We start from the raw sequence: 26,468 nt of genomic DNA on the forward strand, positions 1-26,468 counted from the left end.
GGCCCGAATGCGCTGTGCACTCGGGCCGGTAGTTGGAACTGCCATTGGCAGTGGTGGATCGGATAAGTCGGCGTCAGCGGCTGACGATACCGTTGGCCTTCAGCCAAAGGGCATACTGGTCGAACCAGGCATCGCTTGTCGTGCCGTTGGGCTGCGAGGCAAAGCCGTGGCCGCCCGCGCTGTAGAGGTGGAACTCCACCTTCGCGCCGGACTGGCGCCAGGCATGGAACAGCCCGAAATCCTGTTTGATGAAGAAGCGGTCGTCAGCGGCAATGGCGGCGAACAGCGGCGGGGCGTTGGCGGGAACCTCCGACTTCTCGGTCGGCCCATAGATCATGCCGACAAAGTCCGGCCGCGCGTCTGCGGCATTGGCCTGCGTCGTTGCCAGGGTCGTCATCGCCCCTGCCGAAAAGCCGAGGATACCCACCTTGGCGGCATTGACGTGCCAGCGCGCCGCATTCTTCCGCACCAGCCTGATCGCCGCCTGCGTATCGGCCACGGCATAGTCGCGGTTTGTCAGGTCAACCGGCGCGCCCTTCTGGAACAGGTTGCCAAGCGCTTCCTTGAACCCGTCGATGCTGTCAGGCACCGGCTGCGTGCGGTACTTCACGATGAACACGCGGACGCCCAAGCTGTCGAGCCGGCGCGCCACATCAAAGCCTTCGTTGTCCATGGCCAGGAACTGGAAGCCCCCGCCCGGCACCAGAAGCACCGCCGGAGCTTCGGCATCGGCCGGCAGGCTGCTCGGCCAGACGATCAGTTGCGGCTTGCTCACATTGTATACCAGCCACTGGTCGGGTGTCTGCTGGGCCCAGGCCTCATGCGCCGGGTTGGCGCGCAGGAGGGTCACCGGCAGATCGACGCTGGCCATTGCAGGAGGCGTTGCCACGGGCAGCACCCCTTTGACCCAGTCCCCCGGTGCGGCGAGCGCCGGGACGGCAACGAGGCTGAGTATCAGGGCAGAAAGACGCTTCACTTGCTGGGCTCTCCGGCTTTGCGGGCGAAGTATTCCGCAAGCACGCTGAACGCCTGCTTGCGCTGACCCGTCTCGGAAATCAGGCCCTTGCGGTTCCAGCCCATCTGGAAATCCGGGTTCTGCCTGCGCGGCGAGCGAAAGTCCTTCAGGATCCATGGTGAAATTCCGCGCAAGGTCGGCACGCGGTCGGCCATTTCCAGTGTCTTGCGATAGAACTCGGCCTGAAATTCTTCCGAGAACTTCTGCATGCCGTCCGGGCTGTGGAACCCGGCCTTGGCGTCGGCACCGAACTCCGAAAAGATCAGCGGCTTGTCGGCCGGCAGTTTCCACACGCTCCTGGGCAGATCGGCCAGACGGTCGGGCGTGTACCAGCCGTTGTAGGTGTTGATCGACACGATATCGAGATCGTCCGCCAGCGGATCGGCCATCGTCATGGTCGGCACCGTCGCGGCCTTGTCGCGCTCGACCAGCAGGGCCGCACTGACAAGGCGGCTGGGATCGAGGCGCCGCACGTCACCGATCAGCGTGCGAAGGAAGGCGTTGCGCGCATCGCTTACCGGCGTTTCATTGGCAACGCTCCAGATCACCACAGAGGAACGGTTGCGATCGCGCAGGATGTTCTCGGCCAGCATGTTGCGCGCCGTCGCCAGCGTGGACGGGTTGGACCATGCCACCATCCAGTAAACCGGCACCTCGCTCCACACCAGCAGCCCCATCTCGTCGGCGGTGCGGGTCATCACTTCGGAATGGGGATAGTGCGAAAGGCGCACGAAATTGCCGTGGAGGCCGTTCTTGATCTCGCCCAGCAGCGCCCGCGCATTGTCGGGCGTGATCACGCGGGCGGGGTTCGCCGCGATCTCTTCCTCGTGCATCGAGATGCCGCGCAGGAACACCGGCTTGCCATTGAGCAGGATGTCCGCACCCTTGCGCTCGATCGTCCGGAAACCGACCCGGTCGCGCCATGTGTCATCGCCCGCTGCCAGCGTAACGTCGTAAAGCTTCGGGTTCTCGGGCGTCCAGCGCATCAAGGCGCGCGGCGCAGCCGCCGTGGCGCGCCAGTTGCCCTGCGCGTCGGTTCGACCTTTCAGGTCAAACGGCAGCCCGGCGACCTTCAGCTGCACCGGCTGGTTCGCCGCCGCCGGTCCATCGAGATGCGCATCGACGGCGATCTTGCCCTCGCGCGTCAGCCGCACCCAGGCGCTGTCGACGTAAGTGTCGCTGGTGTGGACGAGCTTCACGTCGCGCGTGACGCCGCCATAGTTTTCCCAGTCGGTGACCGGCGGCGGCACGGTAGCGGCAGTGGCCGCCGAATCGACCCCGATGGTGATCTGGTTGTCGCCATCACGCAGCAGCCGGGTCACATCGAAGGCAAAGGGGGTGAAGCCGCCCTCGTGCCGACCGACCGGCTGACCGTTGACGAAGACGACCGTGGCATAGTTCGAAGCGCCAAAACGCAGGAAATAACGGCCCTTGCGCCCCGCCGGACTGTCGAAATGACGGCGATACCATACGAGGCCCTGATAATGCCGCATTTCCGGCGAGGCAGCGAGCCACGACCCCGGCAGCTTGACCTTGCGGTCATGGTCAAGATCGAACTCGAACAGCTCACGGTTGTCCTGCGCCAGCGTCTTGCGGACATCGATGTCGAGCCAACGCTGCTCGGTCCGGTTGGGCGCTTCACCGTGGAAGCCGGCAATTCCCGATCGGTAAGGATCGATCGACCAGTTCCATTCGCCCGAAAGATCCACGCCATCGCGCATGTCGGCCGATACTAGCAATGGCGCGGTATCGACAGTGGCAAGCGGCAGCGTCGTGAAGACGGACTCCGCGGCAAGGGCCTGCGTCGCGAATGCAAATGCGCCCGCCAGAAGCGGGCCGAGAAATGCTCGATCGAACCGTGCCACGCGCATGCTCTCTCCTGCCGTACTTATCCGGGCGCTTATCCGCCACCGGGCCTGCTCTTGCAGTGCTTGGCCGGTCGCAGTCCTTAAAGAAAATTGGCCGGGCGCTTATCGCGCCCGGCCATCCGTGATCAGAAGTTCAGGCTGGCCCGAACCCCGCCATAGCGGCGGAAATCACGAGGGAGAATTGCTGCGGTAGCGATATTGCTGCCGCCGCCCCACACGCCCGAGTTATTGATCAGCGAGGGGTAGTACTGCACGTCGAACAGGTTGTTGACGAATGCCGCCACTTCCCACTTGCGGCTTTCATCGCGCGCGCCGACCGAAAGGTTCACGATCGTGAACTCCTTCTGGAAGGTCTGCGGATCGCGCGCCACGTAGAACACGCTACCGGTGTACTGGACGTTTGCCTGGATCAACCCGCGGATGTTTTCCGTTAGCGAAGGCGTCACTTCGCCGGTCACGTTGAACTTCAGCCTCGGCGCCTGGACGGCGCGCTCGCCGGTCAGGTTCTGGAAGGCCGGAGACTTCGTGCGATCGCAACCCTGTGCCGCCGACTGGTTCGGGAAGCATGGCGACGACGGGAAGCTGATGTACTTGGCATCGAGCACCGCAATCGAGGTGTTCAGGTTGAACAGGTCGCTCGGACGGAAGCCCGCATCGATTTCCACGCCCTTCGTGCCCAGCTTGCCGACGTTGGTCAGGCGGAAGTTGGTGGTCAGGTCAGGCAGCACTTCCACAGCCTGCGCCTGCAGGTTCTTGTAGGTCGTGTCGAAGTAGGTGACGTTGAAGGTAAGCTTGCGATCGAAGAGCTGGGTGCGCAGACCGAATTCGATGTCGCGCGAGGTTTCAGGCTTGATCGGACCGGCATTGGCCCGGTTTGCATTGAAGCCGGTGGTCAGGTCGTAGGTCTGGCCCTTGTAGCCGGTCGAGTAGGTCGCAAATGCGCTGATCGTCGGCGTGAACTCATAGCGCAGGCTGGCACGATAGGTTGCAGCCGTGTCAGAGGCGTTGCCGGCGAACTGTGCGTTGCCGTTCTGGATATCCTTGAAGGTATAGCCAATGCGCTCGTTCTGGATGCGCGCGCCGCCGGTGAAGGTTGCATTGGGCATGAACTGCCAGTCAGCCTGCACGAAGGCAGCGATCTGGCTGGACTTCGAGGTGGCGAACCAGTTGGCCAGCGAGAAAGCCGGGCCGCGATAGAACGGGCGCTCGAAGTCCACGTTCGCATAGTAGGCGCCCACGGTGTAGCGGAACGGCTTCGAACCGTCCGAGAGCAGGCGCACTTCCTGGGTAAACAGGTTCGAGCGGAAGGTGCCGGTCTGGATGTTGTTTTCCGAGGCGAGGCTCGACGAGGTTTCATCCGAGTCGAAGTAATCGTTCAGCTCGAAGCTGTCGTACGAGGTGATCGAAACCAGCGTGTGATCGCCCAGCGTGAATTCGCCACGCAGGTTGCCGCCGCCACCTTCGTAGTTGGTACGGGCGTTGTAGTTGTTGCTGATGTTGGTGTTTTCCGGCCCCGGCTTGACGCCTGGCATGACGACTGTCGCCAGCTGGCCGGTGCCACGGAAGCGCAGGCCTTCGGTCATGCGGATATAGGGGCGGCCCACCGTGGTATTGCCGCTCATGTAGTTGAGCGACAGCGTCACGCTGGCATCGGAAGAAGGCTCCCAGCGCAGCTTGGTGCGAACGCTGCCGGATTCGCGGCCGTTGACCTTCTTACCGTTGAACAGGTTGCGGACGTTGCCATCCCACTTGGAATAGGCACCTGAAACCACGAAGCCGAGCGTGTCGCTGATCGGACCCGAAACGCTGAAGTTGGCGCCATATTCGCTGTCGGTGGTGGCCGTGGCGTTGGCGCGGATCTTCAGCTCGTCAGTGGGGTTGCGCGTGATCAGGTTGATCAGGCCGGCCGAAGCCGCCTTGCCGTAAAGTGTCGACTGCGGGCCACGCAGCACTTCGATGCGCTCGATATCGGGCAGGTCGCTGAACGCGCGAGCCTGGAAGGCCAGCGGCACTTCGTCGACCAGCACGGCAACGCTCGGCTCCACGCCGATGCCGAAAGCGAACGTGCCGACGCCGCGCAGCGAGACGTTGGCGTTGACCGGATGCTCGGCAGGGCGAATGGTCAGCGAGGGCGAGATCTTGCCGAGGTCGCCAAAGTCACGCACGCCGGCAGCAGCCAGCTGCGTCGGACCGACAACGGACACGGCCAGCGGCACATTCTGCACGTTTTCAGCGCGCTTCTGCGCAGTCACGATGATTTCGCCGGTGTCGGCAGGAGCGGCGTCTTCCGCTGCAGTCTGCGCCGATGCGGCCTGCGCGCCAAAGGCGATCGCCATGGCCATGGCGCTGACACCAAGTGAATTACGGATGCACTTCATGAAACCCCTCCTCATGCGCGGACTGTTATCCGCCTCGAACGCAGGTCTATTACCAAATGGCCTAGCCAGATGCAAGACTGGTTTTACAGGTAAGCCGGTATATTGGTCAGATGTTTCATTCAAAGTGGTATTCAATCGCGGTTTGTTGCCGGATTCCGCCCAAAAGCCGGCGCTGCAAACGCGAAACAGAGCAGCAATGGCAGGTTTGGTCAGGCCAGATTCCGGGATCCGCCACATCTCAAGTCAGCGTGGCACGGCGGATAGCAGCCCGCCATTCGCTCCTCAGACGCTCTCGCTGATTGCTTTCCATCGCCGGTTCGAATCTCGATAGACCCTCGACAGCCGCGGCCCCATCCAGCACGTCCGGCCAGCCACCACACCGATGCCCGGCCAGCATCGCTGCTCCCAGAGCCGTCGTCTCGAGATTGGCAGGACGCTCGACAACAATGTCGAGGATGTCCGCCAGGAACTGGCAGAACCAGTCGTTTGCCGCCATCCCGCCATCGACGCGCAGCGATGCCAGCGTCCCGGCCCCATCCTGTTCCATCGCGGCAACCAGATCGGCTGTCTGGAAGGCCACCGACTCGAGGGCCGCGCGGGCGATGTGCGCGGCGCTCGAATCAAAGGTCAGGCCGGCGAGCATGCCCCGGGCTTCAGTGCACCAGTGCGGCGCGCCCAGGCCGACGAAAGCTGGCACCATGTAAACGCCACCGTTGTCTGGCAGTCGCGCCGCCATCTCCTGCGTCTGCTTCGCCTCGACGATGATGCCCAGCCCGTCGCGAAGCCACTTGATCGCTGCGCCCGCCACGAAAAGCGAGCCTTCCACCGCATAGTGCGTTTCGCCATCGATCCGATACGCGATCGTGCTGAGCAGGCGGCTGCGCGAACGCGCCACGGTCGTGCCGGTATTCAGCAGCATGAAGCCGCCGGTGCCATATGTGATCTTGGCCTGACCCTGCGCAAAGCAGGACTGACCGACCAGGGCTGCCTGCTGATCTCCGGCAATGCCGCAGATGGGGATGCTGCCCCCAAGCAGGCTCGTCATGCCGAAGTCGGCGGCACTGGCGCAGACTTCGGGCAGCAGCGCAGCAGGCACCCGGAACAGTTCAAGCAGTTCGGGACACCAGCGCTGCTCCACGATATCGAACAGCAGCGTCCGGCTGGCATTGGTCACATCGGTCTTGTGGCTGCGCCCTTCGGTCAGCCGCCACAGCAGGAATGTGTCGATGGTGCCGACGGCCAGCTCTCCCTTCTCGGCACGCTCGCGCGCTCCGGGGATAGTATCGAGCAGCCAGGCAATCTTCGTCGCCGAGAAATACGGGTCGAGCAGCAGGCCAGTCTTTTCGTGAACGAACGCCTGATGGCCCTGCGCCTGCAATGCGGCACAAGTATCCGCGGTGCGCCGATCCTGCCAGACGATCACGTTGTGCAGCGCTTCGCCCGTCGCCCGGTCCCAGAGGACAACGCTTTCGCGCTGGTTGGTAATGCCGATCGCGGCAATATCGTCGGCGCTTGCACCGGCCTTGGCCAGGGCCTCGCGCGAGGTCTGCAGGGTATCGCGCCAGATCTCCTCCGGATCATGCTCGACCCAGCCATCGGCCGGATAGTGCTGTGCAAATTCGCGCTGCGCACTCGCCGCCACGCGCCGCGAGGCATCGAACACCAGGGCGCGTGTCGAGGTCGTGCCCTGGTCTATCGCCAGTACGAGATCACCCATTCCCATTTCCCCCAAGACCCTTGTCAGGCGTTCGCCTTGAACCAATACGCCAGCTTCTCGGCCACGTCTGCCGCAGCGGTGAGGCCGAGCTTGCTGCGCCGCCACAGCACGTCCTCCGCGCTGCGCGCCCACTCGTGGGTCTGCAGATAGCGCACCTCGGCTTCGGTCAGGCCTCCGCCGAAATCGGTGCCAAGGTCCTGCCAACCTTGCGCATCCCCGAGGATCATGGCGAGCCTCGTGCCATAGGCGTGCGCCATGCGCTTCATGGTTGCGGCTGGAACGAAGGGCCACCGCTCGCGGGCCTGTTTCAGAAACCCATCGAAACCGGCCGCGCCAAGCTCACCGCCCGGGAGCGGCGAAAGGTCCGTCCAGGCATCTCCCGATCCGGCCAGCCACGGCTTCAGATCATCGAGCGCATGTTCGGCAAGACGCCGATAGGTCGTCAGCTTGCCGCCGAAGACGCTCAACACCTGCGGTCCCTCCGAGCGTCCCAGCTTCAGCACGTAATCGCGGGTGACGGCCTTGGCATCCTCCTGCCCGTCGTCGAACAGCGGACGCACGCCCGAATAGGTCCAGACTACATCGGCAGGCGCAATCTGCCGCTCGAAGTACCTGTTCGAGGCCGCACACAGATATTCGACCTCTTCCGCACTGATTTTCGGCCGCGCCCGCTCGTCCTCGCCTACGGCAACGTCGGTCGTCCCGACGAGCGTGAACTGACCTTCATAGGGAATGGTGAAGACAATCCGGCCGTCGTCCTGCTGCAGGATGAAGGCATGGTCGCCCGGATAGATCTGCGGCACCACGATATGGCTGCCCTTGACCAGCTTGATCGCCCCATCGCGTTTCGCACCCGCGACCGAGCCCAGCATGCTCGCCACCCAGGGGCCGGCAGCATTGACGATCGTGCGGGCGCGCACCGTGCAGGGCGCCGCGATGGCTGGTTGCGGCGCATCGGCGTTGGGTTCAAGGGCCACCGTCCAGGCATCGCCCTGCTGCTCCGCCCCCGTGACTGCGGTCCCGGTCAGGATCGTCGCTCCGCGCTGCGCCGCGTCTATGGCATTGAGCACGACGAGGCGCGCATCATCGACCCATGCGTCGGAATAGACGAAGCCCCTGGACAGCCCCGGCTTCAGCCCCTTGCCCCATTGCGGTTCGCGCAGGTTCACCCCATGCGACTTGGGCAGGCTGTGCCGCCCGGCGATGTGGTCATAAAGGAACAGCCCGATCCGGATCATCCACCCCGGCCGCCCACCCTTGGGTTGCGGCAGCACGAAGCGCAGCGGCCAGCTGATGTGCGGAGCAATCCTGATCAGCCGCTCCCGCTCCTGCAGCGATTCCCGTACGAGCCGGAACTCGTAGTACTCAAGGTAGCGCAAGCCGCCGTGAATCAGCTTGGTGCTCGCCGATGATGTGTGCGCGGCAAGATCGTCGCGCTCGACCAGCAGAACGCGAAGACCGCGTCCCGAGGCATCGCGGGCAATGCCCACTCCATTGATGCCGCCGCCGATGACCAGCAGGTCATAGACCAGATCCGGATCAAGCTCCGGGTACGGTGCCGTCATTCCAAGGTCTCGCATTTCATCCGTTCAAAGCTGCGCAGTCTGCGCGCGCCTTCCACCGTCACGCCGTGGCTTTGGCGTAGCGATCGCGTTTGGCTTGTGTTGCTCTTCGTGCTTCGGCGAGGAGTCGTTCTTCGGTGGCGAAGAGGAGGCCGTCGAGCACGGCGGAGAGGTGGGTGCGCATGGCGGTGCGGGCGGCGTTGGGGTCACGCGCGCGCAGGGCCTCGAGGATCGCGGTATGCTCCTCGACCACCGGCTTGATGTTGGCGTGGCGGGCCTTCTCGTGCAGGAGCGCGGCCTCGGGCGATGTGCCGCGCAGGTCCCACAGCTGCGCCACGGTGTTGTAGACCGCCACGTTGCGCGTGGCCTTGGCAATGGCGAGGTGGAACGCGCGGTCGGCGGTCTCGGTGCCGTTGGGGCTCCGGTTCTCCTCGGCGATCTGCTGGACCAGCACCTCGATCTCGGCAAGGTCCTCGTCGGTCATCTGCGTGGCGGCCAGTGCCGCGGCCTCACCCTCGAACAGCAGCCGCGCCTCGGTCAGTTCGAACGCGGTCACGTTGAAGCCGGGACGGTCGTTCTCGCCGGGCAGCCGCTTCACATAGGCGCCCGAGCCGACCCGCACCTCGACCAGCCCCTGCACTTCGAGCGCGATGATCGCCTCGCGCACCGTCGGCCGGCTCACCTCGTAGCGCAGCGCAAGGTCGCGCTCGGCCGGCAGGCGGCTGCCCACCGGATAGCGCCCGCTGGCCAGTTCATCGAGCAGCGAGCGGGCGAGATCCTGATAGAGCCGGTCGTGTGATTTGCCAGTTGTCATGGAAACTTTCTGGTATTACCAATTCAAGAAACTTGACAGACCGAAACCGGTCCGTCAATCGGTATTACCACAATCCGCCTGTCCTTAGCGAGTGTCCCCCCATGAAAATCACCGCCGCCCGCGTCATCGTCACCTGCCCGGGCCGCAACTTCGTGACGCTGAAGATCGAGACCGACCAGGGCGTCTACGGCATCGGCGATGGCACCCTCAACGGCCGCGAGCTCTCGGTCGTCGCCTATCTCGAGGAGCACGTCATCCCCTGCCTCATCGGCATGGACCCGCGCCGCATCGAGGATATCTGGCAGTATCTCTATCGCGGGGCCTACTGGCGCCGGGGGCCTGTCACCATGCGCGCGATCGCCGCGGTCGACATGGCGCTGTGGGACATCAAGGGCAAGATGGCCGGCATGCCGGTCTACCAGTTGCTCGGCGGCCGCAGCCGCGACGGGATCATGGTCTATGGCCATGCCAACGGCGCGGACATTGCCGAGACGGTGGAAGCGGTCGGCCACTACATCGACATGGGCTACAAGGCGATCCGCGCCCAGACCGGCGTGCCCGGCATCAAGGATGCCTATGGCGTGGGCCGCGGCAAGCTCTACTACGAACCGGCCGATGCCGCCCTGCCCTCGGTCACGGGGTGGGACACGCGCAAGGCGCTGAACTATGTGCCGAAGATGTTCGAGGAGCTGCGCAAGACCTACGGCTTCGACCATCACCTGCTGCATGACGGCCACCACCGCTACACCCCGCAGGAAGCGGCCAACCTTGGCAAGATGCTCGAGCCCTACCAGCTGTTCTGGCTGGAGGACTGCACGCCGGCCGAGAACCAGGAAGCCTTCAGGCTGGTGCGCCAGCACACCGTCACCCCGCTGGCCGTGGGCGAGATCTTCAACACCATCTGGGATGCCAAGGATCTCATCCAGAACCAGCTGATCGACTACATCCGCGCAACCGTCGTCGGTGCCGGCGGCCTCACCCACCTGCGCCGCATCGCCGATCTTGCCAGCCTCTACCAGATCCGCACCGGCTGCCACGGCGCCACCGACCTCTCGCCCGTCACCATGGGCTGCGCCCTCCACTTCGATACCTGGGTCCCCAACTTCGGCATCCAGGAATACATGCGCCACACCCCCGAAACCGACGAAGTCTTCCCCCACGACTACCACTTCGAAAAGGGCGAACTCTTCATCGGCGATACACCCGGACACGGCGTCGACATCGACGAAAATCTCGCCGCCAAATACCCCTACAAACCAGCATACCTCCCCGTCGCACGGCTCGAGGACGGAACAATGTGGAACTGGTAGGACAACAACGACAACAGTGAGGATATCATGAAGAAGGCATTTCTTGCGGCGACCGCCATGGTTGCCTTGACCGGCGCAACGTCCGTTCCCGCCCCCTCGCTCCAGCTTGCCAGGCTTGCGAAGGTCGGTACCGTCAGCGATCGCTATCAGTCCTACAACATCGAGATGGTCGAAGTGACCGGCGGACGCTTCTGGGCGCCCTATGGCGGCCCGGCGGACGAACGCTATCGCCAGCGCCCGCCGATCGACCTGACCGATCCCAAGCTCGTCGCGCTGGCCAAGGCACTCGGCCCCAGCCTCGTGCGGGTCAGCGGCACCTGGGCCAATAACACCTACCTTGAAGCCGAAGGCGAACATCTCTCCGCCCCGCCCGCAGGCTTTGTGCAGGTGCTGACCCGCGATCAGTGGAAGAACGTGGTCGCCTTCTCCAAGGCCGTCGATGCCCCCATCGTCACCAGCTTCGCCGTCAGCAACGGCACGCGCGATGCCAATGGCGTGTGGACGCCAGCGCAAGCGCAGCGCCTGGTTGATCTTACCCGCGAGGCGGGCGGCTCGCTCTACGCCGCCGAGTTCTTCAACGAAGCCAACATGCCCAGCGCCGCGCCGCAGATGCCCAAGGGCTACACCGCTGCCAACTACGGCGCCGAATTCCGCCTGTTCCGCGATTGGGCGCGCAAGGCCGTGCCCGAGATGAAGATTCTGGGCGCCGGCGGTGTTGGTGAGGCTGGTCTGCTCAAGGACGTGCCCGTGCCCGCGGAAATGGGCACCCACGTCAGCAGCGAAGACATGATGCAGGCCAACCCGAACAGCGTGGACGGGGTCTCCTACCACTTCTACGGCAGCGTCTCGCAGCGCTGTGCGGGCCTTGGCATCGGCACTGCACAGAAGGCGGACGCGCTCACCGCCAAGTGGCTCGACATGACCGTGCGCGATTACCGCTATTACGCCGCGCTGCGCGACCGGTTCGAGCCCGGCAAGCCGATGTGGAACACCGAAACCGCTCAGGCCGCCTGTGGTGGCAGCCCGTGGGCCTCGACCTTCCTCGATACCTTCCGCTACCTCAACCAGAACGCCGCGCTGGCGCAGCAAGGGTTGCAGGTCGTCATGCACAATACTCTCGCCGCCAGCGACTATGCCCTGATCGACCGCGATACCCTGACCCCGCGTCCCAACTACTGGGCCGCCGTGCTGTGGAAGCGCACGATGGGCAGCACCGTGCTCGCCTCGCCGGCATCGCCCTCGCCCGCATTGCGGCTCTATGCCCACTGCATGCCCGGCCAGCCCGGTGGCGTGACTGTCATGGCGCTCAATACTGGCGAGGCCGCGCAGCGCGTCAACCTCGGCGGCAAGGGCATGGGCTGGACGATGACCGGGCAGCCGCTCGACACACGCGCAGTGCTGGTCAACGGCAAGGCCCCTGCCCTGTCTGCGGACTACAAGCTGACCGGCCTTGAAGGCACGGCGGTCAACGGCAAGGTCACCCTGCCCGGCCAGTCCATCGCCTTCTACGCCATGCCCGGCGCCGCCAACCCGGCCTGCCGCTGATGCGCGCAGTCCTTGTCGGCGAGGCGATGCTGGAGCTGTCGCAGGACGGCAGCCTCTGGCGCCTCGCCTATGGCGGCGATACGCTCAACACCGCGATCCACCTCGCCCGCAGCGGGGTGGAGACGGCCTATCTGACCGCGCTCGGCACCGATCCGTTCAGCGCGGATATCAAGGCGCAGTGGGCGGACGAAGGGCTGGACACCAGCCTTGTCCTCGCTCACCCTGCGCGCAATCCCGGCCTCTACGCGATCACCTGCGACGATGCGGGCGAGCGCAGCTTCACCTATTGGCGCGGCGAAAGCGCGGCGCGCGCGCTGTTCGATTGCAACGGCATCGAGGCCGCACTGGCCCATGCCGAAGCGGCGGACCTGCTTGCCTTCTCGCTGATATCGCTGGCCATCCTGCCCGAAAACGGCAGGGAGGCCCTGCTTGCCCTCGCCCGCAAGGTCCGCGCCAAGGGCGGCCTCGTCGCCTTCGACGGCAACTACCGCCCGCGCCTCTGGCCCGACCGGCAAACCGCCCAAGCCGCGCGCGATGCCGCCATCGCCGTCGCCAGCATCGGCCTGCCCACGCTCGAGGACGAAACCATGCTCTCGGGCGAAGCCGATGCCGCTGCCGTCGCCGCCCACTGGCAGGGCTTCGGCTGCAGCGAAACCATCGTCAAGCTCGGCGCCCAAGGCTGCCGCCTTCCCGATGGCCAGATCCTCGCTCCGACGCAAGTCCTGAAGCCCGTCGACACCAGCGGCGCCGGCGATGCCTTCAACGCGGGCTACCTTGGCGCGCGCCTTCGTGGCGAACCGGTTGCACAGGCTGCGAAAGTGGGGCACGCGCTGGCAGGCTGGACCATCATGCGAAGAGGCGCGATCCCGCCGCGGGACTGCTAGGGCGCGTGGACGAATGTCATCATAGCTGGAAACGTCAGCTATCCGCCGGTCTTCGCTAAAAGCGGACTGTCGGGACACGACGCCATTGCGGACGTCTGGATTCAGGCTAACATTGCTTGATGAGCGACAGATCCGACCGACTTTTCAGCCGCGCTGAAGCAATTTTGGCCGGCAAGTCAAATGGCTTTGGAATGCCGATTTTGCAAATGCTTGCTCACAAGCGATACGGTCCTGCAATGCTTAGCCTTGCGGCTCGCAAGACGGATACGGGAAAGAGAGCAGACCTTGGGCGCTTCAGCGACGCGACCAGTCCAGCCGGTTTGATGTATCGCGCTTTCCAACAGGGCGAAGTCAACGCTGCCCAAAATCTCGCTCTCACACTCTTCTATGCAGGTGACCTTCCTGGATACCGTAAATGGCTGCGACGTGCTGCAAGGGGCGGCGACAAGGATGCTGCTAAAGAATTGAGCAGGTTCGAGGTGCGGCAACCTTACCCACTTGCGCGGCGTATGAAGCGGATTCGCCCATTCCGGCGCGATGGCAGCTGACCACCCCTAAGCGGTCGTTGGGGCGACAAGGCGGGCGAGCCAATAGCTGCCGTTGGTTCAAGTCGGCGGCGAAGGGCAGCTTTCAGGCCTTTGCGACCAAATGTTGCCTGTCAGGACACGACCCCATTGCAGACAAAGGTTTAGCGTGAGAAGTGGTCGAATGCGTTGGCCATACCCTCGAATTCCTGAGCTTGGCCGCGATCTTCCGGGGGGCAGCGAGGGTGAGATAACCTTCACGGAACGCCTGCGAACACGGTTCCCTATCGGATCTGACGAAATTGCATGATTAAGGAGTTGAAGAGACAAGGCTTCATCGTCGATGAACGCCTATTCTATGACGGATGGCTAAGCGCTTCAGTCCGATGGGGCATAGTTATCCAAACACTTTGGTCTGTTCGTTGGCGATCAACCGAAGGGCAGATTGACGAAGTTTTTGGAGTATACGGAGCTGTTGCGCCTTGAAGTGCATGACCTCTTCCCACCCTTCCCGCCATTCAATGCTCCTGTTGACGACCTACAACAGCGGTCATCCCGCCTGTGCGGCATCCATGTGGGCCCCCTAAGGCCTCGCCCGCAACAGGCTCCACAGCACCACCGCCGCCAGCAGATCAAGCCCTGCCAGCGCCACGAACAGCGGGTTGTAACCGAACACGTCGGCGCTCTGGCCGATCAGCAGCGTGAACAGCATGCCGCCGACCCATGCCGAGGTCCCGGCCATGCCGCTGGCCGTACCCACGGTGCGGCTGTCGAACACGTCGGCGCACAGCGTGATCAGCGCGCCGTTGAGCAGCTGGTGCGCAAAGCCGCCGATGCAGAACAGGGCAATGGCCATCTCGGGCGAGGTGGCAAGGCCTATGCAGGCCGGCCCCACCATGCAAAGTGCGCCCAGCGTCATCGTGATCTTGCGCGATGACAGCATGGAAGAGCCGCGCTTCATCAGCCACGGCGGCAGCAGCCCCGCAGCCAGACTGCCGAAGTCGGCGGCCAGGAACGGCAACCACGCCCACAGCGCGATGGATTTGAGATCCAGCTTCCACACCGCCACGAGGTAGAGCGGGATGAAGAAGTTGAACGTCTGCCACGCCGGTTCGGCAAGAAAGCGCGGCACGGCAATCGCCCAGAACGAACGGCTGCGCAGCACCTGCCCCTTGGTTGCCGGCTTGGCCGCATCGGGCTGGTTCATCGCGGCAATCGCGTCGCGTTCCGCCTGCGAAAGGCGCGGGTGGACCGCAGGATCGCGGTAGCCGAACCACCACATCCCGGCCCAGACAAGGCTCAGCGCACCGGTTACCAGGAACGCCGCCTGCCAGTTCCAGGCAAGGATGCAGAACGCGACCAGCGGCGGGGCGATCATGTTGCCAACGCTGGTGCCCATCTGGAACAGGCTGGTGGCCAGCGGCCGCTCCTTCGCCGGAAACCATTGCGCCACGGTCTTGGTGCCCGCCGGGATTGCCGCTGCCTCGCTTGCGCCCAGCAGCGAGCGAAAGAAGGCAAGGCTCATCCACCCGGTCGAAAGCGCGTGGGCCATGTTGCTCAGCGCCCAGCCCACGGCGAAGAGGAAGAACCCCAGCCGCGTGCCGAGCGCATCCAGCACCGCGCCCGCAACCGTCTGCATCACCGTGTAGCTCGCCTGGAACGCCAGCACGACCCAGCTGTACTGCTCGGTCGTCATCGCAAACTCGGTCTTGAGCGTCGGCGCCGCCACCGACAGCGTCGAGCGCGCCAGGTAGTTCAATATCGTGCCGAGCGTGATCAGCGCGATGATCCACCAGCGCAGCGGAAGTTTCCTGAGCATAGCTTCTGTCCGTTGCCTTGAGGTCAGCGCAGCCGCTCGATCTCGATCATCGAGACCCGCGCATCGGTGGTGCCGCTGATGAAGTCGAGCGCGAGGCCGCCCTTTGCCTTGACCGTGAAGGTCCGCGCTTCAGCCACCGCCCCGCTCGCCGGAATGGCTGGCTGGAACTTGCGCAACAGCGTCTTCTTGCCGCTCTTCACCTCGAACGTGCCCGGCTTCTGCGTTGGCGCAGTGGCGAACCACAACGTCACCTTGTAGCGCCCGTCAGCCACCGGCACGCGGTAGGAGAAAGTGCCGCTGCGATAAGTCGCCAGCGCGGCCCGGTCGGTCGTTCCGGCAATCGCGGTGGGCACCGCGGGCTTGCCAAAGTCGGCCGGCTTGTCGAGCGAACCCGCCTGCCCGCCCTCGAACCAGTTGTCCGAACCCAGCACGCGCCCTTCGCTCTTCGCCGCCAGCAACGTTCCGGCATCGATCACGAAGCGCCGCGCAGTCTCCGGCGCCAGCATCCAGCGTGCGCTGTCCTCGACCGTGCCGCCGGCGTGGACGCCCCGCGCCACCAGCGCATTGCTGCCCTCGTCCAGGCGAACGCCGCCCCACACGCAGGCCTTCTGCGGGCAATCGCTCTTCACCCCCAGCGAGCGGCCATTGAGCAGCAGCTCGGTGCTCGCGGTGTTGCTGTAGACCTTCACGTCCGTCACCGGATAGGCGCGGTCGACATAGCGCTTCGAGGTGATGTGGACCATCGGCTCGGGGTTCCAGTTCGCCTTGTAGAACCAGAAGGCATCCTTGCGGGTCTTGTGGTCGTAGGCGATCAGGCCCTTGGTATTGATGTCCTGCGCATCGCCCTCGGTCCGCACCGTCGTGGCAAAGTCGAACGAGTTCCACAGCCATGTGGCATAGAGCCAGGGCCGCGCATCGAGCTGCGCCAGCGCGGTTTCGTGAATATGGCTCTCGTATTCCTCCGGCTGCGCCGCGCCGCGTGAATCGGCCGGCCCGCCCAGCACATTGTCGGTGTGCATGGTCAGCGCGCCGCCGGCGCCGTATTCGGTCACGGCCAGCGGCTGCTGCGGCCGCTTGGCGCGCAGTCCATCGAGATGCGGCCCGAGGTCGCCGGGCTTGCCGAAGTACCACCCGAAATAGCGGTTGGCCCCGCCAAGGTCCGCTGCCGCGGCCGTCGTGGGGATCTCGATATCATTGCCGAATGCCCGCGCCTCGCAGCACGTCGCCAGCGCCGTCGGCCGCGAAGAATCGAGCGCCTTGGCCGTCTTCTGCAACTCGTTCAGCAGCGGCATGGGATCGACCTCGCGCCCATCAGCCCCGCCAAACATGAAAGACGGGATCGAATTGCCGAAGTCCACCTCGTTGGCGATGCTCCAGATGGCCGAAGCGGCATGGTTCTGGTTCTGGCGCACCAATTCGGTCAGCTGCGATTTGGCATTGGCGACCAGCGCCGGATCGGGCACCTTGCTGCCGCCCAGCGTCCACACCGAAACCAGCGGGATCTCGTCCCACACCACCATTCCGGCGCGGTCGGCCAGATCGTGCACGTCCTGCCCGTGCTGGTAGTGGGTCAGGCGGATCGTGTTCGCGCCCATCTCGCGCAGGGTCGCAATATCCTCGGCCACATCCTCGCGCGAAATCGCCCAGCCCTTGCCGTCGCGGTCCTGATGATAGCCTGCGCCGCGCAGGCGATAGGGCTGGCCATTCAGGATGAAGCCGCGATCTGGATCGAACGCCATCGTGCGCAGACCATAGGGCTGGCGCACTTCGTCCGACACTGTGCCATCGGCGGCAACCACCTGCGTGACCAGATCGTAGAGATAGGGATCGGCAGTGCCGTGCCACAGGTGCGGACCCGCCACTGTCAGCCTAGCGGCAACCTCGCCGACCTTGCCCGGCGCAAGCGTCGCCGGAACGGTCGCGCTGGCCGCTTCGGCACCGTCTCGGTCGATCAGCCGCACCCTGACGCTGGCCTTGGAAGCCTTGGCCGTATCGTTCTGGACCCGCACCACCAGGTCGACCTGCGCCTGATCCTTGTCGGCCTTTACCGTGGTCGCGCGCACGCCTGGGCCGCCGGCATCGGCGAGATCGATATGCAACGGAGCGGTCGTCAGCAGCCGCACCGGCCGGTAGAGCCCGCCGTGCACGAAGAAGTCGCCCGAAAGCGGCAGGACGTCGGCGGTGGAGCCACCGGCCTTGGGCTGTGCATTGTCCACCCGGACAACCAGCACGTTCTGTCCAGAAGCCTTCATCGCCGCCGTGGCATCGAACCTGAAGCGCGAGAACCCGCCGCGATGTTCGCCAAGATAGGTGCCGTTAAGCCAGACCTTGGCCACGCGGCTCGCCGCATCGAACTCCAGCCAATGGCGCTTGCCCCTGGCGCCCGCCGGCGTCGCAAAATGCAGGCGATACCAACCGATGCCCTGCCGCTTGTCCACTGTCGCGGCCGTGTTCGTGCCGCCAAGGTCATGCTTGTAATAACCAACCCGGTTCCAGGTATGCGGAACCGAAATCTGCGTCCACGTCGCATCGGCAAAATCCGGGGCGCTCGCCTCCGCCACGTCTTCTGCCGAGAACCGCCAGCCCGCATCCAGAACCATCACGTCCCGCCGAGATTGCGCGAAGGCAGGCAACATGCCGGCGATGATCAGGCAAGCGACGGGAGCGGCAATGATTGCGCTCGCACGACCTGCTCGAAATGACCCCATTCAACCTCTCCAGGTAAGCTTCTGCTTATTGCGTTGCTGACCGGCAGCCCTTCGGAACTTGATCGAACCTGAGGCAAAGCGCCTGTCGATCCAATCCGGCGAAGGTTCACCGTCCAATCTTCATGACTTACGCAAAATTTGGCCTGACCACAAAGCACTTTTTGCCCTGTTCGACACTTGGGCCGGTCATTTGGGTCGGACATTTGGACATTCTGCATAACAATCAGAGGCTTCTGCAGAGCCAGTGGCACGATGGCGCCGCCAGCATAAAGCCGAGACTACGGGAATTGGCCAGTCCAAATTTGCTCACAGCGTCGTCACCCTGCCCTGAAACAAGGCGGCACTTGCAAAGCATCCACAACGCAAAAGGCCGGCCCCAGCGGGACCGGCCTTCGCAATCAGAGCTCTTGGGCGATCACATGGTCACGCGGGCACCTGCATAGAGGTAGCGGCCGACGAAGCTGATCGGATAGTTGCTGGAGAAGCGGTCCGGCTTCTGGTTCCAGATGTTGTTGCCGCCAATGTAGAAGCGGAACTTGTCGTCCACGTCGAACGCCACCTGCACGTCATGCTGCCAGCGTTCCTTGATCCACAAGTACTCGGGCGCGACGATGTCCGGGTTGGCGGCCAGTGTTTCCAGCTCGTAGCGACGCGTCTTGCTGAACCAGCTGATGCCGTAGTTCACCGTCACGCCATCCATCTTCCAGGTAATGTCGCCAGTGGCGTTCCACTTGGGGCTGTAGGTTTCCTCACGATCGATATCCACGTTCGCGCCCGGGGTCGGGATGAACTCGAGCCGGTCGAGATAGCCGCCGATCAGGCTGAGGCTGAACGAGCCGAGCTTGTCCGTCCGGAAGCTGTAGTTCAGGCGGAAGTCCGCACCTGCCGTGCGGAAGTTCGCCACGTTCACCGGCTGCACGAAGTAAGTGTTGATATAGCCGGTGCCGGTTGCGCGCCCCACGTTCTGGCAGAACACGTTGTCGAGGCTCGGCTGGTCGACGCAAAGTTCGGCAACGTCCTGGGCCGTCGGCGTGTTCACCGCGTTCTTCAGCTTGATGTCCCACCAGTCGAACGAGGCGACGAGGCCGGGGATGAAGCTGGGACGCAACACCACGCCAGCGGTCCACGTCCGCGCCGTCTCTTCGCGAAGGTTGCGGTTGCCACCGGAGAAGCCGGGGAGGCTGACCGTAGCGGTCGGATCGTTCTCGGGGTTGAAGGCTGCGATCTGCGCGGGCGTCAGGCCGGCTGCAGTCAGCACAGCGCGGCAGTTGGCCTCGCGGAACTGCGTGCCTTCGGTAATGAACACCGGATCGCACGGATCGCTGATGAACGAGAAGCCACCGTTGCGCGGCGCAAACAGTTCGGTGATGTTCGGAGCGCGCACTGCCTCAGACAGCGTGCCACGGAACGTCACGTCGGGGATCGGCGCATAAGTACCGTCAATCTTCCAGGTGGTCGTCTTGCCCACCGTGGAATAATCCGAAAGGCGGATCGCCGCGCCCAGCGTCAGGTTGTGCGCAAAAGGCATTTCTCGCAGGACCGGTACCGAAAGCTCGGCAAACGCTTCCTTGACGTCGAACGAGCCTTGCTCGGGCAGCTGCAGCGAAAAGTCGGCCAGCGCACCCTGCTGAAGCAGATCGTCGGGCACGAAACGGCTCGACTCCTTGCGGTATTCGCCGCCCAGCGCAAAGCCGACCGGGCCGCCCGGCAGTTCGAAGAACTGGCCGAAATCGCCCGAGATCGATCCCGAGATCACGTTCTGGCGAATGCGCGCCCGGTTCACGATGTCGGCGTTGACCCAATCCAGTGCGGCCTGGCTGCGCACGCCGTTGCCCAGCAGGTTCAGCGGAAGGCATCCGCTGTTCGCGCCTGGCGTGAAGGTCGTGGCCGGTGCATCGTAGTTGTTGGGATCGATGTTGCCAGTGGGGTCGATGGTCGAACGGCAGACGATATTGCCCGCTCCATCACGCACCGCATCCACGGCCGCGAAATAGCGATCGGCGATGCGGTAGTTGGTCAGGAGGATGTTCGACTTGGTCTGCCCGAAGACGTAGGACACGTCATAGCGTGCATGGTCCGAAATGCGGCCTTCGAAGCCGAGGACGGCGCGGATCGTCTCGCGATCGTTGCGTTCGCCGCGCACGCCAAGGTCGAAGTTGTCGCGCGACAGCAGCGCACCGCCGCTGGTGTCGGCGATGCCGGCGTAGCGATCCTGCAGGAACGGGTTGTCCGGCGTCAGGTACGTGAAGAAATCGAACGAGGGCTGATTCTGCGTGAAGGTCCGGTTCTTGACGTACTTGCCTTCGACATAGACCGACAGCGCATCGCTGAAATCATAGTGCGCCAGCAGATTGACGTTGTGGGTCCGGTTGTAGGCCTGCAAGTCGCCCTGGTAGCCGGCCAGCGGCGTGCTGTCGCCGCCTTGCGTCAGGCCGCCGGCGGAACTCAGCAAACGACCACGGTCATAGACCTTGCCGGAACCGGTGAAGTCGGGGATCCCGTCGAAGTCGAGGTCGATCGCACCATCGACCGAGCTGTCGGCGTAGCGCAGGTCGTTGGTCGGCACCCGGTCGGGCAAGTTCGGATTGTCCGGCAGGTCCGCCTGATTGCGGACCAGGCCAAAGCTGCGTCGCGGATCACCGGTAAAGTCGCGGCGGAAGCTGCTGACACGGTCGATCTCGCGGAATTCATAGGCCACCGCAATGTTGCCGCGGCCGTCCGCGAAGTTGCGCCCTGCAGTGACCGAGCCATAGCGTTGCCCGGCGTCGCCCTGATCCGAGATGCCGATCTGGCCGGAAGCGACCACTCCGTCGAAATTGCGCTTGAGCCGGAAGTTGACCACGCCCGAGACGCCGTCCGCACCATAGATCGCCGAAGCACCGCCGGTCAGGACGTCGACGCTTTCGATCAGGTCGGTCGGGATCGAGTTGATGTCCACAGCGGCGGTGCCGGCAAGGCTGGCGACGTGGCGCCGGCCATTTACCAGCGTCAGCGTACGGTTCTCGCCAAGATTGCGCAGGTCGAGCAACTGCACGCCGACCGCACCGAAGTCGGCGTTGGAGCCCGAGGTGCGCGCGCCGCTCAGCGAGTTCAGCAGCGCCGGGTTCTGGGCCAGCGTCTCGACGATCTGGACGTTGCCGGCCTGCTGCAAGGTTTCCGACGTTACCGACACGATCGGGTTGGGCGCATTGTAGTCGGCGCGCTGCTGGATGCGGCTGCCGGTCACGACAATGGTGCCGCTGTCTTCGGTCGCTTCTGCGCCCTGCTCGGCCACTTGCGGTTCGGCCGTCTGCGCATCCTGCGCAAGGGCAGGGAATGCCAGGGTGGCGATGCTGCTGGCAGAAACGAGCATGGCTGCCCGCAGGAGTGTCATTTTCGTCATGGAAATCCCCATTGATCGGTCGCGTCTGAGCGCTTGGCCGGGAATTCCACTCAAAGATTAACAGGGTCAACTGCCCGGAGGGTCATTTCCGGGCAGCCCCATAACTTTAGTTCAGGATGATGCATTTTCATCACAGAGTATGACGAATCTTTTCCCTAAACCCCTGAACTGTCTTTCTATTTTGTGACAAAAGATTGAACGAACGTTCATCAGACCTGGCTGAACCCACCATCCATCACGAACTCTGCGCACGTGACAAAGCTCGCCGCGTCAGAGCACAGATAGACCACACCGCCGCCCATTTCCTCAGGCCGACCCATGCGGCCGATCGGGTGGTTGGCCACGATGCCCTGCATCGCCACCTCGCGCGAGGGCACCGCGCCCAGCTCGACATAGCGGTCCATGATCGAGTTCAGCATGCCGGTGTCCACGCCGCCCGGATGCACCGAGTTGACGCGGATGTTGTAGCCCAGCGCCGCAAATTCCGCACCGAGACACTTGCTCAGCATCTTCACCGCCGCCTTGCTGGTGCAATAGGCCGCGTTGAACGCCGCCCCGCGCAGGCCGCCAACGCTGGAGAAGTTGACCACCGAAGCACCGCCAGTGCGCGCCTTGCCGCCTTCCTTCAGCAGCGGCAGCAGAACTTGCGTACCGATGATGATCGAATCCACGTTGATCGCGTTGACGCGGTGGAAATCGGCCAGCGGAGTCTCTTCGAACTTGGTCACGATCGAATAGCCGGCATTATTCACCAGCGCATCGAGGCGCCCGTACTTGTCCTGCACCAGCGCCGCGACGACCTGCCAGTCGGCCTCGCTCGTGACATCATGCTTGAGGTAGTGGTCCGCCCCTTCGATCTGCGCCTCGGGCGCAAGGTCTGTGGCGATCACCGTGGCGTTCGCGGCCTTCAGCGCCTTGACCAGCTCACGCCCGATCCCGCCCGCTGCCCCTGTGACGACGGCGACCACATTGTTGAGAGCGATTGTCATTGCGCCGTCCATCCCCCGTCGATCACCAGCTCCGCGCCGGTCATGTAGCTTGAATCCTCGCTGGCCAGGAAGAACGCGGCCGAAGCCAGTTCCGAAGGCTGCGCCAGCCGCCCGATCGGCGTTGCGCCGACCACGCCTGCCACCAGATCGTCGGGCTTTTCGGCAAAGCCCTGATCGACCCAGCGCTGGAAGCCGGCCTTGAGCAGCGGCGTCTCTACAAAGCCGGGGTGCAGCGAATTGGCACGGATCGGCGTCTTCTTCTGCGCAAATTCGATGGCGATGCCCTTGGTGAACAGCCGCACGGCGCCCTTGCTGGCATTATAGGCCGAAACCTCGTTCATGCCGACGAGGCCCATGATCGAGCTGACGTTGATGATCGAGGCACCGCCGCGGAAATCCTTGCCGCTTTCTGCCATCAGCGGGACGAAATGCTTGGTGCCAAGGAACACGCCATCGACGTTGATCGACATGATCCGCCGCCAGCCTTCCATCGAAAGGCTCTCGACCGGCCCGGTCAGGTCGATCCCGGCGTTGTTGACCAGCACGTGGCACTTGCCGTGGCGCTCTTTCACGAGGGCAACCGCGCGCTCCCAGTCTTCTTCCTTGGCGACATTGGCGCTGATGTAGCTGGCCGCCTGCCCCAGCTTGCTCATCACTTCGCGCGCAGTATCGCTATCCTCGGCATCGAGGTCCGAGAGCACGACTTCGGCCCCCTCGGCCAGGAATCGCTCGGCGCAAGCCAGACCGATCCCGCGCAGGCCACCCGATACGAAGGCAACGCGCCCCTTCAGGCGCTGTGCAGACAATTCCATGTTCCTCAGACCCCCATCATGCCGGCGGTCGTCGCGCCGTCGATCGCGTATTCGGCGCCGGAGATGAACCCGGCCTCGTCGCTGGCAAGGTAGGCCACCAGCCCGGCCACCTCGTTCAACTGCGCCATGCGCTTCATCGGCGCCATGCCCTCATACATCGCGCGCGCAGCGGCAGGATCGGGCTGGCTGTTCATGATCTGCTGGATCAGCGGCGTTTCCACCACACCGGGCAGGATCGCGTTCACGCGGATGGCATAGCCCTTTTGCCCGCAGTGCACTGCGGCAGACTTGGCAAGCGCGCAGACAGCGGCCTTGGTCACGGAATAGGTTACGTAATTGCCCAATGGTCGCGTGGCGTTCATCGAGGAATTGATGATGATCGACCCGCGCGGACCTTCGGGATTGCGCTTCATGCCCTTTATGGCGTTCTGAACGGTCAGCATCACGCCGGTCTGGTTGACGGCGACGACATTGTCCCAGCCCTCGATCGAAACATCCTCGATGCTGGCATCGCCGCTTTCGGTGCCGGCATTAGCGAATACGATGTCGAGCCGGCCTTCGGCGGCGATGATCTCGTCGACCAGGCCCGGCCAGCCAGCGGCATCCTGCACGCGCAGCTTGCGGAACACCGCGCCCGTTTCGGCGCAAAGGGTGGCGGCCGCCTCTTCCTTCGATCCGGTGAACCAGACCTTGGCGCCTTCCTCGGTCAGTCGTGCCACGGTGGCCGCGCCGATGCCGGTGGTGCCACCGGTAATCAGGGCGACCTTGCCTTCAAGCCTCTTGGACAATTGCTCTCTCCCGCAAGAATCTGCGTCAGTTTATGATGTCAGTGGTTACGCGCAGGCGGCAGTCGTGCAACCTATGCTTTCAGCAAGGTGACGCGCGCGCGCATGGGCGGCAAAACCGGCACCAATACCGGAATCTGGGTGAGGAATCATAATGGCTGACAGTGACCCTAACATGGGCGGCGGAAAAGCCCGTTGCGAAGCGATCAGCTGGCAGGAACTGCTGGCCCAGGATTCGCGCCCCGCTCCGGCGATGCTCACCGAGGAAAGCTACCAGTACCGCGGCTCCGAACCGCTGGCGGCAGAGCGCTACACGTCTGAAGACTTCGCCCGTCTCGAGCGCGAGAAGATGTGGCCCCACGTCTGGCAATTCGCCGCGCGCGAAGAGGACATCCCCGAAGCGGGTGACTACACCGTGTTCGAAAACGCCGGGCGCTCCTGGCTGATCTCCCGCCAGGAAGACGGCAGCGTCAAGGCGATGCACAACGTCTGCCTCCATCGCGGACGCAAGCTGCGCACCGAAGACGGCACCGCCGACACCTTTACCTGCCCCTTCCACGGCTTTGCCTGGAACAAGGACGGCAGCTTTGCGGGCATGCCCTGTTCGTGGGACTTCAAGCATCTTTCGGCAGAAAAGATGCAGTTGCCCGAGGCGGAAGTGGGCCGCTGGGGCGGCTACATCTTCCTGCGCGAGGAGCCGGGCGGCCCCACTCTCGAGGAATACCTTGCCCCGCTGCCCGAATTCTTCAAGCGCTGGCGCCACGAGGAATGCACCACGGTGATCTGGGTGGCCAAGGAAGTCCCGGCCAACTGGAAGGTCACCGCCGAAGCCTTCATGGAAGCCTGGCACACGGTCGTCACCCACCCGCAGCTCCTGCCCTTCACCGGCGATGCAAACAGCGCCTACTGGACCTATGGCGACAACGTGAACGTCAATCACGTTCCGTTCGGCATCATGTCCCCGCACGTCGATCCGAACGGCAAGACCCAGCAGTGGATCGTCGACGAGTTCTGCAAGTACAACGGCCGCAGCGCCGACAACTACGATGCCTCGGGCGATCCCTTCGCGGTCAGCGTGCCCGAAGGCATGACCGCGCGCGCCGCATTGGGCGCCGCCATGCGCGCAGGCTACACCGCGCAGACCGGCTACGACCACGACCACGCCACCGACGCCGAGTTGCTCGATGGCCTCGTCTACAACGTCTTCCCCAATTTCGCACCGTGGGGCGGCTTCATGCCGAACATCGTCTATCGCTGGCGTCCCGGAAAGACGCCCGACACCTGCCTGATGGAAGTGCGCATCCTCGCCCGCGTCAAGAAGGGCGATCCCATGCCGCACGGTGTGCCGATGAAGCTGCTGTCGAACGACCAGAAGTGGACCGATGCGCCCGAACTCGGCGTGCTCGGCCACGTCTTCGAACAGGACATGGACAACCTGCCTTACGTGCAGGAGGGCCTCCATGCGTCGAAGACCGGCGAGGTCAATCTGGGCGACTATCAGGAAATCCGCATCCGCCAGTTCCACCAGACGCTCGACAAGTACTTGAACGCATGAGCGAAGTTGCCCACCCCCCACGCATCGATTGCGTGCTCATCTGCGGCGGCGTCTGGCATGACATGGACTTCGCCCGGCTGGAAATCCTCAAGCTGCTGGCCGAGGACCCTGCGATCCGCACCCGCGTGTTCGAGGATTACGAGAACATCGAGGCGATCAAGGCGGCAGACATCCTGATCACCTACACTTGCGACGTCACGCCCTCGTTGAAGGCGCAGGAAGCCTTGCGCGACTGGCTGCAGGCGGGCGGGCGCTGGTATGCGCTGCACGGCACCAACTCCGTCCTGCGCTTCCTCACCGAAGGCCCCAACAAGGACCTGTGGGACGCGCCGCGCTGGGCGCCGCTGATGATGGACCTGCTTGGCAGCCAGTTCCTCAGCCACCCGCCGATTGCGCCTTATACGGTCACGGTGGCGGACCCCGATCACCCGCTGGTGCAGGGTATCGAGCCGTTCGAGACCACGGACGAACTCTATCACATGGAGTACCACGGCAAGCTTCATGTACTGCTGGAAACCGATTGCACCGTGGAGGGCACCGGCTTTGTCGAGGCGGCAGACGCCATCGGCAAGCATGCGGTCATGTATCTGAAAGATCACGGAAAGGGCGGCGTGCTCTACAACACGCTCGGCCATTGCCGCGGGCACTATGACCTGCAACCCATGCTTGATTGGTGGCCGACGGTCGACCGCTGCGCCTGGGACCTGCCGGTGTTCTACGAGTTGCTGCGGCGCGGGATCGGCTGGCTCAAGGATCGCGCGCCCAAGTCTTGATCCTAAAGTCCAATTTTGGCGGCAAGGG

General features: G+C 64.0%; 18 protein-coding genes. 6 read left to right on the top strand and 12 right to left on the bottom strand.

Annotation, left to right across the window (positions count from 1 at the left end; translation table 11 throughout):
- Positions 1–73: 73 nt before the first annotated feature.
- From IM701_RS17185 to IM701_RS17210, 6 genes are all read right to left on the bottom strand, one after another.
- Positions 74–976 carry an alpha/beta hydrolase gene (locus IM701_RS17185; RefSeq protein ID WP_230487889.1) on the bottom strand — a complete coding sequence of 301 codons (903 nt, stop codon included), beginning with the start codon at positions 974–976 and terminating at the stop codon, positions 74–76.
- Complete coding sequence (locus IM701_RS17190; RefSeq protein WP_230487890.1) at positions 973–2,880, bottom strand: glycoside hydrolase family 2 protein; 1,908 nt, start codon at positions 2,878–2,880, stop codon at positions 973–975. Before IM701_RS17190 ends, IM701_RS17185 begins: the two co-directional genes overlap by 4 nt.
- 128 nt (positions 2,881–3,008) lie before the next feature.
- Positions 3,009–5,261, bottom strand: coding sequence for a TonB-dependent receptor (locus IM701_RS17195; protein WP_230487891.1), 2,253 nt, complete (start codon positions 5,259–5,261; stop codon positions 3,009–3,011).
- Positions 5,262–5,499: 238 nt separating this feature from the next.
- Complete coding sequence (gene glpK, locus IM701_RS17200) at positions 5,500–6,984, bottom strand: glycerol kinase GlpK (RefSeq protein WP_193828545.1); 1,485 nt, start codon at positions 6,982–6,984, stop codon at positions 5,500–5,502.
- Positions 6,985–7,001: 17 nt separating this feature from the next.
- Positions 7,002–8,543 (bottom strand): glycerol-3-phosphate dehydrogenase, encoded by a 1,542-nt coding sequence (gene glpD / locus IM701_RS17205; RefSeq protein ID WP_193828546.1) that lies wholly within the window; start codon positions 8,541–8,543, stop codon positions 7,002–7,004.
- Between the two features lie 58 nt (positions 8,544–8,601).
- The gene (locus IM701_RS17210) at positions 8,602–9,354 is read right to left on the bottom strand and encodes a FadR/GntR family transcriptional regulator (RefSeq protein ID WP_039335594.1); all 753 of its coding nucleotides are present in this window, start codon (positions 9,352–9,354) and stop codon (positions 8,602–8,604) included.
- A 101-nt stretch (positions 9,355–9,455) separates the two neighbouring features.
- On the opposite strand from IM701_RS17210, the gene manD reads away from it, so the two are divergent.
- The 4 genes from manD (at position 9,456) to IM701_RS17230 (ending at position 13,641) form a co-directional block, all read left to right on the top strand.
- Complete coding sequence (gene manD / locus IM701_RS17215) at positions 9,456–10,664, top strand: mannonate dehydratase (RefSeq protein ID WP_039335606.1); 1,209 nt, start codon at positions 9,456–9,458, stop codon at positions 10,662–10,664.
- Between the two features lie 27 nt (positions 10,665–10,691).
- Positions 10,692–12,209, top strand: a complete 1,518-nt coding sequence (locus IM701_RS17220) for a hypothetical protein (protein ID WP_039335608.1) — start codon at positions 10,692–10,694, stop codon at positions 12,207–12,209.
- Positions 12,209–13,093: a sugar kinase gene (locus tag IM701_RS17225; RefSeq protein ID WP_230487892.1), complete on the top strand. Its 885-nt coding sequence runs from the start codon at positions 12,209–12,211 to the stop codon at positions 13,091–13,093. Before IM701_RS17220 ends, IM701_RS17225 begins: the two co-directional genes overlap by 1 nt.
- A 119-nt stretch (positions 13,094–13,212) precedes the next feature.
- Positions 13,213–13,641: a hypothetical protein gene (locus IM701_RS17230; protein WP_193828547.1), complete on the top strand. Its 429-nt coding sequence runs from the start codon at positions 13,213–13,215 to the stop codon at positions 13,639–13,641.
- Between the two features lie 559 nt (positions 13,642–14,200).
- Here IM701_RS17230 and IM701_RS17235 read toward each other — a convergent pair.
- From IM701_RS17235 to IM701_RS17260, 6 genes are all read right to left on the bottom strand, one after another.
- Entirely contained in the window at positions 14,201–15,436 is a 1,236-nt protein-coding gene (locus IM701_RS17235; protein WP_193828548.1) for an MFS transporter, read from the bottom strand.
- Between the two features lie 23 nt (positions 15,437–15,459).
- Positions 15,460–18,144 (bottom strand): glycoside hydrolase family 2 TIM barrel-domain containing protein, encoded by a 2,685-nt coding sequence (locus tag IM701_RS17240; RefSeq protein ID WP_193828549.1) that lies wholly within the window; start codon positions 18,142–18,144, stop codon positions 15,460–15,462.
- A gap of 415 nt (positions 18,145–18,559) precedes the next feature.
- A complete protein-coding gene (locus tag IM701_RS17245; RefSeq protein WP_230487893.1) occupies positions 18,560–21,526 on the bottom strand; it encodes a TonB-dependent receptor domain-containing protein in 2,967 nt (988 codons plus the stop codon).
- Positions 21,527–21,735: 209 nt separating this feature from the next.
- Positions 21,736–22,515: an SDR family NAD(P)-dependent oxidoreductase gene (locus IM701_RS17250; protein WP_193828550.1), complete on the bottom strand. Its 780-nt coding sequence runs from the start codon at positions 22,513–22,515 to the stop codon at positions 21,736–21,738.
- Complete coding sequence (locus IM701_RS17255; protein WP_193828551.1) at positions 22,512–23,327, bottom strand: SDR family NAD(P)-dependent oxidoreductase; 816 nt, start codon at positions 23,325–23,327, stop codon at positions 22,512–22,514. The genes IM701_RS17250 and IM701_RS17255 overlap by 4 nt, the downstream gene beginning before the upstream one ends.
- 5 nt (positions 23,328–23,332) lie before the next feature.
- Entirely contained in the window at positions 23,333–24,115 is a 783-nt protein-coding gene (locus tag IM701_RS17260) for an SDR family NAD(P)-dependent oxidoreductase (RefSeq protein WP_193828552.1), read from the bottom strand.
- A 151-nt stretch (positions 24,116–24,266) separates the two neighbouring features.
- Here IM701_RS17260 and IM701_RS17265 point away from each other — a divergent pair, with 151 nt between their 5' ends.
- Together IM701_RS17265 and IM701_RS17270 are read left to right on the top strand one after the other, a co-directional pair.
- Positions 24,267–25,667 (top strand): SRPBCC family protein, encoded by a 1,401-nt coding sequence (locus tag IM701_RS17265; protein WP_193828553.1) that lies wholly within the window; start codon positions 24,267–24,269, stop codon positions 25,665–25,667.
- Positions 25,664–26,440, top strand: a complete 777-nt coding sequence (locus IM701_RS17270; RefSeq protein WP_039335621.1) for a ThuA domain-containing protein — start codon at positions 25,664–25,666, stop codon at positions 26,438–26,440. Before IM701_RS17265 ends, IM701_RS17270 begins: the two co-directional genes overlap by 4 nt.
- Positions 26,441–26,468 lie beyond the last annotated feature (28 nt).

Source organism: Novosphingobium sp. ES2-1, from assembly GCF_015169775.1.
In the GTDB taxonomy this organism is placed as follows: Bacteria; Pseudomonadota; Alphaproteobacteria; order Sphingomonadales; family Sphingomonadaceae; genus Novosphingobium; species Novosphingobium subterraneum.